At 67.8% G+C, this 13,090-nt stretch carries 12 protein-coding genes; 6 read left to right on the forward strand and 6 right to left on the reverse strand.

Translation table 11 applies throughout. The features are described from left to right. Positions 1-8 precede the first annotated feature (8 nt). From GO615_RS01165 to GO615_RS01175, 3 genes are all read right to left on the reverse strand, one after another. Positions 9-1,202 carry a multidrug effflux MFS transporter gene (locus GO615_RS01165; RefSeq protein WP_169125214.1) on the reverse strand — a complete coding sequence of 398 codons (1,194 nt, stop codon included), beginning with the start codon at positions 1,200-1,202 and terminating at the stop codon, positions 9-11. Between the two features lie 74 nt (positions 1,203-1,276). Next, positions 1,277-2,776 carry a YifB family Mg chelatase-like AAA ATPase gene (locus GO615_RS01170; protein ID WP_169125215.1) on the reverse strand — a complete coding sequence of 500 codons (1,500 nt, stop codon included), beginning with the start codon at positions 2,774-2,776 and terminating at the stop codon, positions 1,277-1,279. A gap of 285 nt (positions 2,777-3,061) precedes the next feature. Then, positions 3,062-3,325: an accessory factor UbiK family protein gene (locus tag GO615_RS01175; protein ID WP_018988519.1), complete on the reverse strand. Its 264-nt coding sequence runs from the start codon at positions 3,323-3,325 to the stop codon at positions 3,062-3,064. A gap of 330 nt (positions 3,326-3,655) precedes the next feature. Here GO615_RS01175 and GO615_RS01180 point away from each other — a divergent pair, with 330 nt between their 5' ends. From GO615_RS01180 to GO615_RS01200, 5 genes are all read left to right on the forward strand, one after another. Next, the gene (locus GO615_RS01180) at positions 3,656-4,399 is read left to right on the forward strand and encodes a TorF family putative porin (RefSeq protein ID WP_169125216.1); all 744 of its coding nucleotides are present in this window, start codon (positions 3,656-3,658) and stop codon (positions 4,397-4,399) included. 50 nt (positions 4,400-4,449) lie between these two features. Beyond that, positions 4,450-4,788 (forward strand): P-II family nitrogen regulator, encoded by a 339-nt coding sequence (gene glnK / locus GO615_RS01185; RefSeq protein ID WP_169125217.1) that lies wholly within the window; start codon positions 4,450-4,452, stop codon positions 4,786-4,788. An 11-nt stretch (positions 4,789-4,799) separates the two neighbouring features. After that, positions 4,800-6,263: an ammonium transporter gene (locus tag GO615_RS01190; RefSeq protein ID WP_169125218.1), complete on the forward strand. Its 1,464-nt coding sequence runs from the start codon at positions 4,800-4,802 to the stop codon at positions 6,261-6,263. A 171-nt stretch (positions 6,264-6,434) separates the two neighbouring features. Then, positions 6,435-6,881, forward strand: coding sequence for a rhodanese-like domain-containing protein (locus GO615_RS01195; protein ID WP_169125219.1), 447 nt, complete (start codon positions 6,435-6,437; stop codon positions 6,879-6,881). A gap of 68 nt (positions 6,882-6,949) precedes the next feature. Then, positions 6,950-8,584 (forward strand): methyl-accepting chemotaxis protein, encoded by a 1,635-nt coding sequence (locus GO615_RS01200; RefSeq protein ID WP_169125220.1) that lies wholly within the window; start codon positions 6,950-6,952, stop codon positions 8,582-8,584. A 56-nt stretch (positions 8,585-8,640) separates the two neighbouring features. Here GO615_RS01200 and purU read toward each other — a convergent pair whose 3' ends face one another. The 3 genes from purU to ilvA all read right to left on the reverse strand — a co-directional run bounded on the left by purU (position 8,641) and on the right by ilvA (position 11,619). Continuing rightward, positions 8,641-9,528, reverse strand: a complete 888-nt coding sequence (purU, locus tag GO615_RS01205; protein WP_169125221.1) for a formyltetrahydrofolate deformylase — start codon at positions 9,526-9,528, stop codon at positions 8,641-8,643. A 4-nt stretch (positions 9,529-9,532) separates the two neighbouring features. Then, positions 9,533-10,228: a bifunctional phosphoserine phosphatase/homoserine phosphotransferase ThrH gene (thrH, locus tag GO615_RS01210; RefSeq protein WP_339380051.1), complete on the reverse strand. Its 696-nt coding sequence runs from the start codon at positions 10,226-10,228 to the stop codon at positions 9,533-9,535. 152 nt (positions 10,229-10,380) lie between these two features. Further along, on the reverse strand, positions 10,381-11,619 hold the full coding sequence (ilvA, locus tag GO615_RS01215) for a threonine ammonia-lyase (RefSeq protein ID WP_169125223.1): 1,239 nt from the start codon (positions 11,617-11,619) through the stop codon (positions 10,381-10,383). 194 nt (positions 11,620-11,813) lie between these two features. Between ilvA and GO615_RS01220 the strand changes: the two genes are divergently transcribed. Then, positions 11,814-13,022 carry an HD-GYP domain-containing protein gene (locus GO615_RS01220; protein ID WP_169125224.1) on the forward strand — a complete coding sequence of 403 codons (1,209 nt, stop codon included), beginning with the start codon at positions 11,814-11,816 and terminating at the stop codon, positions 13,020-13,022. Positions 13,023-13,090: the final 68 nt, after the last annotated feature.

Raw genomic sequence — 13,090 nt, forward strand, 5'->3', positions numbered from 1 at the left:
ACGACGCCTCAGCGCATGCAGCCGCCTGCGCGCCGGCACCATGCGACGAAGCCGACGCCGCCCAGCGTCAGGAAGCCCGCCATGCCCGCAGCCAGCGTCAGCGGCGAATGCCACAGCATGGGCGCGAAGATGCCGGCGATGCTCGAATTGATCCCGACCTGCAGGAAGCTCTGGCAGCTCGACGCCAGGCCGCGATGCGAGGGAAACAGCTCCAGCGCCAGCAGCGTCATGCTCGGCATCGACAGCGCCATGCCGAAGGTGTACAGCATGATGGGCAGCACCGACTGCGGCAGGCCGGGCGGCAGCAAGGTCGCGACCAGCAGGTTGGCGAGCGCCGCCGTCGCCATGATGGCCACGCCGACCACCACGGTGCGGCGCACCTGCCAGCGTCCGGCCACCCGCTCCGACAGCGCGGAACCGGCGCTCATGCCGATGACCGAGGGGACGAACAACCAGCCGAACTGCTGGGCGCTGAGGCCCAGGTGCTGCATCAGGAAGGCCGGCGCCGACAGCACGTAGAGGAAGAAGCCGTTGAAGTTGAACGCCGCCGCCGCGCTGAGCAGCACGAAGGCACCGCTTCCCAGCACCCGCCGATAGGCGCGGGCGAGCAGCACCGGATGCAGCGGATGGCGGTGCTCGGCGAGCAGCGTCTCGGGCAGGAAACGCCAGGTGAGGAAGGCCAGCAGCGCGCCGAAGAAGGCGAGGAAGAAGAAGATCGCGCGCCAGCCTGCCACGGCCAGCAGCAAGCCGCCGATGATGGGCGCGATCGCCGGGGCGACGCCGAAGATCAGCATCACGCGCGACATGAGGCGCTGCGCGTGCGCGCCGTCGAACAGGTCGCGGATCACCGCGCGCCCCACCACCATGCCCGCGCCGCCCACCATGCCCTGCAGCGCGCGGCCCACCCACAGCCATTCGATCGACGGCGCCAGCGCACACACCAGCGAGGCCAGCGCGAACAGCACGCTGCCGGCGATGAGCACGTGGCGGCGGCCGAAATGGTCGGCGAGCGCACCATGCCACAGCACCATGAAGGCAAAAGTCGCCATGTAGGCGGTCAGCGTCTGCTGGATCTGCAGCTGCGATGCGCCGAGCTCTGCGCCCATCGCGCCGAAGGCCGGCAGGTAGGTGTCGATGGAAAACGGCCCGATGGCGGCGAGCGCGGCAAGGACAAACGCTAGCCAGGGCGAAGTGGCGGGCATCAGGGGAATCTCTGGGGCGTCTTGTTATTGGCTACCGTGCGCCCCTGCCGCGTCTGCGTCCCCGCGGGGCCGCGTCAGCGGGGATCGAGGCCGCGCCGGTACTGGATCGCCTCGGCCAGATGCGCGGGGCCGACGCGCTCGGCGCCGGCCAGGTCCGCGATCGTGCGGGCGACCTTCAGGATGCGATGATACCCGCGTGCGGACAGGTTCAGCCGCCGGATCGCCTGATCGAGCAGCGCCTTGCCCTGAGAGTCGGGCGCACACAGCGCATCGACGCGCCCCGGCGCGAGGTGGCTGTTTGCCCCGCCCTGCCGTTCCCGTTGCACCGCCCGGGCCTGCACGACGCGCTCGCGCACGGTCGCGCTGGGTTCGCCGGCCGGTTGCGCGGTCATGTCCGCATGGTCGAGCAGCGGGACCTCGATGACGAGGTCCATGCGGTCGAGCAGCGGGCCGGACAAGCGCCCGCGGTAACGCGCGACCTGGTCGGGCGTGCAGCGGCAGCGTCCGCCCTTGTCCCCCGCGTGGCCGCAGGGGCAGGGATTCATCGCCGCGACGAGTTGGAAGCGCGCGGGAAACTCGGCCCGCTGCCGTGCGCGCGACACCGTCACGGTGCCGGTCTCCAGCGGCTCGCGCAGCGCCTCGAGCACGCGGCGGTCGAATTCCGGAAGTTCATCGAGGAACAGCACGCCATGGTGGGCGAGGCTGATCTCGCCCGGCTTCGGGTTCGCGCCGCCGCCCACGAGCGCCGGCGCGGACGCCGAGTGGTGCGGCGCGCGGTACGGCCGACGGCCCCAGCGGCGGGCATCGAAACCGCCTTCCAGCGACTGGATCGACGCACTCTCGATCGCCTCCCCCTCGTCGAGCGGCGGCAACAGGCTCGGCAGGCGACGCGCGAGCATGGACTTGCCGGTGCCGGGCGGGCCGAACATCAACAGCGAATGCGCCCCGGCCGCGGCAACCTCGAGGGCGCGCCGGGCTTGCAGCTGCCCCTTCACCTCGGCGAGATCGGGTTCGTCCTCGCGCCCTTCCGCGAGGGGTGGCGGCAGCCGGCGCGCGAGCGGCGTATGGCCGTTGAGATGCGCGCACACCGCCAGCAGGCTCGTCGCGGGCAGCACGCTGGCGCCGCGTGCGAGCGCCGCCTCGTCTGCGTTCGCGGCGGGCAGCACCAGCGCGCGGCCGCTGCGGCCACTCTCCAGCGCCATCGCGAGGCCGCCGCGCACCGCGCGCAGGCTGCCGTCGAGCGATAGCTCACCGACGAACTCATGCTTCGCGAGCCCCGCCGCATCGACCTGGCCCGACGCAACGAGAATGCCCAGCGCGATCGGCAGGTCGAAGCGCCCGCCCTCCTTGGGCAGGTCGGCGGGTGCGAGATTGACGGTGATGCGGCGTTGCGGGAATTCGAACTGCGAAGTCGCGATCGCGGCGCGCACGCGTTCGCGCGCCTCGCGGACTTCGGTGTCGGGCAGGCCGACCAGGTTGAATGCGGGCAGGCCGTTGGCGAGATGGACTTCCACCGTCACCTCGGGCGCGCCCATGCCCGCGAGCGCCCTGGTGCGTACGAGAGCCAGCGACATCGGTACCTCCGGAATGGACTGCACGCAGTCTACCGGAGGCGATGACAAATAGCTAAGCAGGGCAGCGGCATCACGTCCAGTCGTGCAACACGGCACACGTCTGTCGGGCGCAGTGGGCCGATGTGGGAGCGGCTTCAGCCGCGAATCGGCGGATCACTGCGCAACACCGCTGCTTCGCGGCTGAAGCCGCTCCCACACAGTTGCTCCCACGAAAAGCACGGTTCGGCTGCTCGTGAGATTGAGCGCCGGGCAAGCCAAGGCATGCTCAAGCCATGGGGAAGGCTCTCACTCCTCGTCGCGGTCGGCGCGAGCGCGTGCGAGTTCGGATTCCAGCGTGGCGACGCGGTCTTCCAGTTCGGCGAGCTTCTGGCGCGCGTGCGCGAGCACCTCGCGCTGCACGTCGAACTCCTCGCGCGTGACCAGATCGAGCTTGCCGAAGGCGCTGCCAAGCAGGGCCTTGGCGTTCTTTTCGAAGTCGCGGGCGGGATTGCTGGCGGCGAGTTCGGACAACTTGGCACCGATCTCGTCGAGGAAGCGGGGGCCTGCCATGTAGATACCTCTGGTGCGTAAGCGAAGGGCAAAAGTCTAGCACGGGCGCGGGAGCGAGTACGGACGGACGCCCGCCGCGCCCCATTCCGGTGAGCGGCCCGGCCGCCTGGGACGTCACGCACCACGAAATCGACTAGAACGCACCATGGAGGTGCATTTCGTGCGCAGGCACTCTGCTGCAAGTGCACAAAACCCCGTGCGCAGCGCCGCCCCAAAAAAGCATTTCCCCTTTATAAACAATCTCTTTTGCAACCGTTTACGCAACTTGGCACGCCGCGTGCAAAGGAGGACTCGCCAGCAATCAAACACCAACCATCAAGGAGCAACACCATGCACAAGCGCATCATCGCCCTGGCCGTTGCAGCAGCCCTCCCGCTAATCGCCTCCGGCACGGCCGCCGCCGGCGACAGCCCGATCGCCGCAAACGTCGCCCTCGTCTCCGACTATGCCTACCGCGGCATCAGCCAGACCGACGAGAAGCCGGCGCTGCAGGGCGGCTTCGATTATGCGCATTCGAGCGGCCTTTACATCGGCGTGTGGGGCTCGAACGTGTCCTGGCTGAGCGACCTCGAGCGCGGCACCGGCGAGAACTCGGGCAACAGCCTCGAGCTGGACGTCTACGGCGGCTACAAGGGCACGATCGGCGACATCGGCTACGACGTCGGCCTGCTGCAGTATGTCTATCCGGGCGAATTCGACTCGAGCTGGCGCAACACGATCGGCCTGAAGAACCCGAACACGCTGGAAGGCTACGTCGGCCTGTCGTGGCAGTTCCTGTCCTTCAAGTACTCGAACTCCTTCACCAACCTGTTTGGCGCGCCGGACTCCAAGGGCAGCCAGTACTTCGACCTGTCGGCCGCCTACGAGGTGATCCCGGGCACGACGCTCAACGCCCACGTCGGCCACCAGATGATCGCCGGCCCGGCCGAGTCCTACTCCGACTGGAAGGTCGGCGTGAGCCAGGCCGTCGCGGGCGTCACGCTCGGCCTGCACTACGTGGATACCAACATGAAGGACAAGAGCGACTTCGACGCCGACGGCCGCTACGTCGTAAGCCTCAGCAAGACCTTCTGAGCCTGCAACGCCGCGGGGCTCCGGCCCCGCAACACTGAAAGGAAAGCATCATGAAATTCGTCACCGCCATCATCAAGCCCTTCAAGCTCGACGAAGTGCGCGAGGCCCTCTCGGCGATCGGCGTGCAGGGCATCACCGTCACCGAGGTCAAGGGTTTCGGCCGGCAGAAGGGTCACACCGAGCTCTACCGCGGCGCCGAGTACGTCGTCGACTTCCTGCCCAAGGTGAAGATCGAGGCCGCCGTGCGCACCGAGCTGCTCGATCAGGTGATCGAGGCGATCGAGAAGTCCGCCGCCACCGGCAAGATCGGCGACGGCAAGATCTTCGTCTTCGACCTCGAGCAGGCCATCCGCATCCGCACCGGCGAAACGGGCGCCGAAGCGCTGTAAGGGAGAACACCATGAAAAAACTGTTTGCTGTCCTGCTTGCGGTCCTGGCGCTCGGCTTCGCCGGGCTCGCCAGCGCCGAGGATGCCCCGGCTGCGGCCGAGGCCGTCACCGCGGTCGCCGACGCAGCCGCTGCAGCCGCACCGGAAGCTGCCGCGGCGCCCGCCCCCACGGTCAACAAGGGCGACACCGCCTGGATGCTGACCTCCACCGCGCTGGTCGCCTTCATGGTGATCCCGGGCCTCGCGCTGTTCTACGGCGGCCTGGTGCGCTCGAAGAACATGCTGTCGGTGCTGATGCAGGTGTTCGTGATCTTCTCGCTGATGATCGTGCTGTGGTTCGTATACGGCTACAGCCTCGCCTTCACCGAGGGCAACGCCTTCATCGGCGGGCTATCGAAGGCCTTCCTCAGCGGCGTGACGGTCGACTCGGTCGCCGCGACCTTCAGCAAGGGCGTCGCGATCCCCGAGTTCGCCTACATCATCTTCCAGGCGACCTTCGCGGCGATCACCCCGGCGCTGATCGTCGGCGCCTTCGCCGAGCGCATGAAGTTCTCCGCGGTGCTGCTGTTCATGGTGCTGTGGTTCACCTTCTCCTACCTGCCGATGGCCCACATGGTGTGGTACTGGGCGGGCCCGGATGCCTACGTGGATGCCGCCGCGGGTGAAGCCGCCGCTGCGACCGCAGGCTTCCTGTTCCAGAAGGGCGCGCTCGACTTCGCCGGCGGCACCGTGGTGCACATCAACGCGGCGATCGCGGGTCTCGTGGGCGCCTTCATGATCGGCAAGCGCATCGGCTACGGCCGCGAATCGATGGCCCCGCACTCGCTGACGCTGACCATGGTCGGGGCCTCGATGCTGTGGATCGGCTGGTTCGGCTTCAACGCCGGCTCCAACCTCGAAGCCAACGGCCTCACCGCGCTCGCCTTCCTCAACACGATGGTCGCGACCGGCATGGCGGCGATGTCCTGGATGGTTGCGGAATGGCTGATGAAGGGCAAGCCCTCGCTGCTGGGTGCGGCCTCGGGCGCGGTGTCGGGCCTGGTGGCGATCACCCCGGCCTGCGGCTGGGTCGGCCCGATGGGCGCGCTGGTGATCGGTCTGCTCGCCGGCGTGATCTGCCTGTGGGGTGTGAATGGCCTCAAGCGCATGCTCGGCGCCGACGACGCGCTCGACGTGTTCGGCGTGCATGGCGTGGGCGGCATCCTCGGCGCGATCCTGACCGGCGTGTTCGCCAACCCGGACCTCGGCGGCGTCGGCGTGTATGACTACGTCGCCAATGCGGTCGCGCCGTTCTCGACCTCGGCGCAGGTCACCAGCCAGATCTGGGGCGTGGTGGTCGCGATCGTGTGGTCGGGCGTCGTGTCGGTGGTCGCCTACAAGATCGTCGATGTGCTGATCGGCCTGCGCGTGCCGGAAGAAGAGGAACGCGAAGGCCTCGACATCACGGCCCACGGCGAAACGGCCTACCACATCTGAGCATCTCCGGATCGCTCCCTCGTCCGGTCCTGCAACGGGCGCCCTTTCGGGGGCGCCCGTTTTCGTTCACCCCGGCAAACACCGGGCCCAGCATTGCCACTACCGCGAAATAGGTATTACTATTCGAATATGCTTAGTTGCTTACTTTTTCTTACACACGCCGAGGGTTCCATGATCCGCATCCTTTCACGCATCGCCGCCGCCACGCTGCTCTCCTTCACGGCCGTTGCCGCGCATGCCGTCGACAACCCGACCAGCTTGGCCGGCGCAACGGTCGTCACGCCCGAGCAGGCCCGCGATCTGCAATCGAAGGGCGCGGTCGTCATCGACGCGCGCTCGGCGGCCGAATATGCCGAAGGCCATATCGACGGCGCCATCAACGTGCCGTACAAGGAAAAGAGCGAGAAGAAGCCGGACTTCGACTCCTCCGCCGACAGCGTAGACCTGGCCAAGCTGCCGGGCGACAAGGCCAAGCCCATCGTCACCTACTGCAACGGCCACGACTGCTGGAAGAGCTACAAGCTGTCGATTGCCGCGATGAAGGCCGGCCACACCAAGGTGAACTGGCTGCGCGACGGCCTGCCCGGCTGGAAGGCCAAGGGCCTCCCGGTCAAGTAAGGCGCAGCACGGGCGAAGCGCAGGCTGCGCCCGTCGCGGCGCAACCTGCGGCTTTGCAAGGAATACCGATGCGCACCACCCTCTCGCTGAAAGCGAAACTCTACGCCCTGGCGGCCTTCGCACTCGCGATGATCGTCGCCATCGCGGCCATGCTCTTCTACGGCAACGCGTCCTCGACCGAGGCACTGCGCCGGGTGTATGAAGAAAACGCCCTCCCGCTGCGCAAGATCCAGGCGGTGAGCGACCAGCTCGGCGAGGTGCGCTTCCGCATCGCCGGGGTGATCACCGACCAGATGCCCGCGCCCGGCTCGCGCCGCCATCTCGCCGAAGTACGCGAGTCGCTGCCCGGATTGTGGGCCGAATACCGCCAGATGTCCGCGACAGGCGCCGACGAAACGGCCGAACTCGCGCTGACCGAGAAGCTCGAACAGGGCCTCGCAACCCTGCCCGCACTCTTCGCCAAGCTCGACGCGGCCTACTCGGCGAGCAACGACAAGGAACTGCTCACCGGCATCCTCGAGGACGACTGGCCGCCGGTCATCACCAGCGTCTCCAAACCGCTCGCGGAACTCCTCGCCCTGCGCACCCAGGAGGTGGAGCAGGTCTATCATGAAGCCGCGCGCATGGAGCGCGAACTGAACCGCTATGCCACGATCCTCGTCGGCAGTGCCGTCGTTCTGCTCGCGATCTTCACCACGCTGATCATCCGCGCCATCACCCGCCCCGTCGCCGACGTGCAGCACGCCCTGGCGCAGGTCGCCCGGGGAGACCTGACGGCCAAGAGCACCGTGCACAGCGGCGACGAGCTGGGGGAAATGGCGCGCGCCATCAATGCTTCGCTCGAAACCCTGTGCCGGACGCTGGCCCAGGTTCGCCAGGGTTCCGACCGCGTCGCCGAAGCGTCCGAGAACGTGCGCGCGAGCGCGCGCGACATCCACGACCGCGCGCAGGTTCAGTCCGACGAGGTCATGAAGATGACCGCCGCGATGCAGCAGTTGACGGTCTCAGTCGGCGAAATCTCGACCGGTTCGGCGCAGGTGTCCGACGCGGCGACCCGCGCCAACGAGGCCGCCGAGCGCGGCGGCCGGCTGATGCGCGAGAGCCGCGTCGCCACCGACCGCGCCCGGCATGCCTCGGTCGAAGCGACGCAGGCGGTGAACGCGCTGTCCTCGTCCATCCAGCAGATCAACGCCATCTCCACCGTGATCCGCGAGATTGCCGACCAGACGAACCTCCTCGCGCTCAATGCGGCGATCGAGGCGGCGCGCGCGGGCGAGGCCGGGCGCGGCTTCGCGGTGGTCGCCGACGAAGTGCGCAAGCTCGCCGAGCGCACCGGCCACAGCACGGCCGAGATCGCGAACATCGTGCAGGCCGTGGAACAGCAGGCGACGAGCGCGGTGCAGGCCATGCGCGCAGTCGATGCGGACGTCGCCGAGGACGCCGACAAGATCGGCCGGCTCGAGGAAGCGTTCATGCAGATCGTCGACGCGGCGGGGCGCGTCTCGGCGCTGTCGGAAGACATCGCGCACTCCACGAGGGAGCAGCGCATCGTCGCCGAGCAGACCGCCAACGGCATGGAAGCCATCTCGCAGGCGGTCGAGCACACCAGCGCGACGATCGCCGAGATGGCCGCGGCGGCCGAAGATTCGGCGCACACCGCGGATTCGCTGCGTCAGGTCGTGGGCAACTTCCGCACCGCCTGAGGCGCGCCTTGCAGCGGAGGGACGCCGGCAGGCACCCCGCCGCCGTCCGGCCGCAATCAGCGGAACACCACCGTCTTGTTGCCGTGCAACAGTACCCGCCCTTCGAGGTGGTAGCGCAGCCCGCGCGCGAGCACGGTCTTCTCGATGTCCTTGCCGTAGCGCACCATGTCCTCGACCGAGTCGGAGTGGTCGATGCGGATCACGTCCTGCTCGATGATCGGCCCCTGATCGAGTTCCGAGGTGACATAGTGGCAGGTCGCACCGATCAGCTTCACACCCTTCTTCCAGGCCTGGTGATAGGGCTTGGCCCCGACGAAGCTGGGCAGGAAGCTGTGGTGGATGTTGATGATGCGCCCCGGGTACGCGGCGCACAGCTCCGGCGACAGCACCTGCATGTAGCGCGCGAGCACGATGGTGTCGCCGCGCACCTCCTCGACGATGCGCCGCACCTCCGCATACGCCGAGACCTTGTTGTCCGGGGTGACCGGCACGTGATGGAAGGGGATGCCGTGCCACTCGACGAAGCCGCGGAAGGTGTCGTGGTTGGAGATCACGCACGGGATCTCGATGTCCAGCTCCTTCGACTGCCAGCGCGCGAGCAGATCGTAAAGGCAGTGCTCCTGCTTCGACACCAGCACGACGACGCGCTTCTTCACCGCCGAGTCGGTGATGCTCCATTCCATCTCCAGCTCCTCGGCGAGCGGGCGGAAGCGCTCGCGGAACTCGGCGAGGTGGAAGGGCAGCGAGTCGGCCTTGATCTCGATGCGCATGAAGTAGCGACCGACCGCATCGCCCCCGGCTGCATCAACTTCCGGCGGCTCGGCGTGCAGCGAGGTCTCGAGGATCCAGCCGCGGTGCTCGGCGATGAAGCCGGACACGCGCGCGACGATGCCGACGCGGTCGGGGCAGGACGCCGACAGGGTGTAGAAGCGGTCGCGATGCATCGGATTACGCGACGCGCGCGAACGCCTTGTCGATCTCGCGGCGCAGCTCGGCATAGCTGCGCGTCACCGGGAACTGCGGGAATTCGCGGATCACGTTCTCGGGCGGATGGAACAGGATGCCGCCGTGCGCCTCGCCGAGCATCGCGGTGTCGTTGTACGAGTCGCCCGCGGCGACGACCTTGAGGTTCAGCTCCTTGAAGCGCTTGACGGCCTCGCGCTTCTGGTCGGGCATGCGCAGGTGGTAGTTCACCAGCACGCCGTTCGCGTCGGCCTCGAGGCGGTGGCACAGCAGGGTCGGCCAGCCGAGCTGCTTCATCAGCGGCTTGGCGAATTCCTGGAAGGTGTCGGAGAGGATCACGACCTGGTAGCTCTCGCGCAGGTCGTCGAGGAAGTCGCGCGCACCGGCCATCGGGCCCATGCTGGCGATCACGTCCTGGATGTCGGGCAGGCCCAGTTTGCGCTCGGCAAGGATGTTGAGCCGGTACTTCATGAGCGTGTCGTAGTTCGGCTCGTCGCGCGTCGTGCGGCGCAGCTCCGGGATGCCGGTACGCTCGGCGAATTCGATCCAGATTTCGGGGACCAGCACACCTTCGAGGTCGAGACAGACGATCTGCACGGCAAGCTTCCTGTTTCGGCGAATAAATGAACCCCGGATTCTAGCAGTCGCCGACCACCCTGCCGCCGCACGCGGAACCGTCATCGTTCAAAAAATTTAATCTACCGGGAACCTATTAGAAGGCCAGCGGTCTGGGTGATATGGCCCTATAATGGCAGGGCTAAATGCGTAACCCTTGGCCCCGATGGAGGCCATTTGGCGGGACGGCCTCCGGTCGTCCCGTTTTTCTTTTCCGCTCAGCCGGCCAGCAGGTTGCGCACGCGCAGGCCCTGCTGCGCGAAATGCGCGCGCAGTTCGTCCTGATGCTCGAAGTCGCGCGTCTCCATCTGCAGGATCACCTCGGTCATGCCCACGGGCACGTGCAGTTCGCCGCGCCGATGTTCGACGTGGCGCACGTTCATCCCCAGGTCGGCGACCGTCTTGAGCACCGAGAGCAGCTGGCCCGGCGCGTCGGAGATCGTCACCGCGACGCACATCAGCCGTCCGCTCGACGCGAGGCCGTAGTCGATCGAGCGCCCCACCAGCGTCATGTCGACGTTGCCGCCGGAGATCACGACCACAGCGCGGTCGTCCGCGCGCAGCGCGATCTTCTTCTGCATCAGCGCGGCGAGCCCGACGACGCCTGCCCCTTCGCCTATCGTGCGCGTGCGTTCGAGCAGCGTCACGATGGCCTCGGCGATCGCGTTGTCGTCCACGGTCACGATCTCATCGACGTAGCGTGCGATGACCTGGCGCGTGAGCTTGCCGGGGCGCTTCACCTTGATGCCGTCGGCGATCGTGTGCGCGCCCGGCGGCACCTCCTCCAACGCACCGTCGCGCAGGTAGCTGCGCCACGGCGCGACCGCCTCGGTCTGCACCCCGATCACGCGGATCGCCGGGTTCTGCAGCTTGAGCGCCAAGGCGATGCCCGAGATCAGGCCGCCGCCGCCCAGCGGCACGATCGCGACTGTCGTGTCCGGCGCGTCCTCCAGCATCTCCAGGCCGCAGCTCGCCTGCCCGGCGATCACGTCCCAGTCGTCGTAGGGATGGAGGAAGGCGAGGCCTTCGGCCTTGGCGAGTTTCGTCGCCTCGTCCGTCGCCGCTTCCAGCGTCTCGCCGACCAGGCGCACGTCGGCGCCGAGCTTGCGGCAGGACAGGATCTTCGTCAGCGGCGCGTTCACCGGCATGAACACGACGGCGCGCAGCCCGCTCTGCGCCGCCGCGCGTGCCACCCCCTGCGCGTGGTTGCCGGCAGAGGCGGCGACGACGCCGATAGGCGGATTCTTGCCGGCCAGCAGGCGGCCGATCTTGTGCGTGGCGCCGCGTAGCTTGAACGAGCCGGTGCGCTGCAGGTTCTCGAGCTTGAGGCGCAGCGGCACGCCCAGCTCCTCGGAGAGCGGGTCGTTCTGCCACTGCACGGTGCGCAGGATGGCGTCGCGGATGCGCTCGCGCGCGGCGAGCAGGGCCGGCAGGTCGAGCGGCAGGGCAGCGGGCATGCGGAATCCTCGGGACAAGGGTTGTGCGGGGGCACGACGGGCTCCCATGCGCCACTTTAGCCGCAAAAAGCCCGCATTCGGGACCCGGCTGCGGACGAAGCGTCGCACAGCCGCGGTCGCGCGGCGCCGCCGATATGCGGTATAAATGGCATCTGCCCGACCAACCACGCGCAGTCGCGCCGCGCATCCCGCCAATGATCAAACTCATTCGCATCGACCAGCTCGCGCGGGGCATGTTCATCCACGACCTGAACTGCGACTGGATCGACCACGACTTCGTGCTCAGCCGCTTCCTCGTCAAGGACGCGGCGACGCTGGCGCGCGTGCGTGCGACCGGCGTGCGCGAGATCTACATCGACACGGCGCGCGGCGGCGACGTGGCCGATGCGCCGAGTGCGGAGGAAGCCGCGCGCGAAGTCGACGCGACGCTGGACCGCATCGCGACGACGCGGCCGGCGGAGGAGCTGGCGATCTCGCCCGAGGCCGAGCGTTACCGCGCGCGGCGGCTGCATGGGGAAGCGCGGCGCATCGTGCGCGACATGATGGGCGACATCCGGCTGGGCAAGCAGATCGAGGTGGAGCAGATCGAACCGCTGGTCGAGAACATCGTCGCGTCGGTGTTCCGCAAGTCGGACGCGCTGCTGCCGCTGCTGCACCTGAAGGACCACGACGACTACACCTTCATGCATTCGGTGTCGGTATGCGCGCTGATGACGTGCTTCGCGCGCACGCTGGAGCTGCCGCGCGAGGTGATCCGCGAGATCTCGATCGGCGCGCTGCTGCACGACGTCGGCAAGGCCAAGGTGCCCGAGAACATTCTCAACAAGCCGGGCAAGCTCACCGACGCCGAGTTTGACGCGATGAAGTCGCACGTCGTACAGAGCAAGATCATTTTGCAGGACACGCCCGGCATCAGCGAGATCGCGCTGGAGGTCGCCGCGCAGCACCACGAACGCTTCGACGGCAGCGGCTACCCCAACCGCCTCGCGGGCGACGGCATCAGCCTGTACGGGCAGATGGCCGCGATCGTCGACGTCTATGACGCGATCACCTCGAACCGCGTGTACCACAAGGGCATGCCGCCGACGCTGGCGTTGCGGAAGCTCCTCGAATGGAGCAAGTTCCACTTCGCACCGAAGCTCGTGCATGCCTTCATCCGCTCGATCGGCATCTACCCGACCGGCTCGCTCGTGAGCCTGCAGAGCGGGGCGCTCGCCGTGGTGCAGGAGCAGAACCCGGACAATCTGCTCAAGCCGCGGGTGCTGGTGATCTTCGACCTCAAGCAGCGCTGCTACACGACGCCGCGCGAGCTGAACCTCGCGGACTCGTGCGATGCGGTGGTCGAGCACGAGGATTTCGCGCAGTGGCAGATCGACCCGGCGCGCTGGGTCGCGGTGGCGTAGGACGCGATCAAATCCTGTCGGCAACGAACCGTAGGGCGGGAGGAGCCGAAGGCGTATCCCGCCACGCG

It is taken from the genome of Aromatoleum evansii (genome assembly GCF_012910805.1).
Taxonomy (GTDB): Bacteria; Pseudomonadota; Gammaproteobacteria; order Burkholderiales; family Rhodocyclaceae; genus Aromatoleum; species Aromatoleum evansii.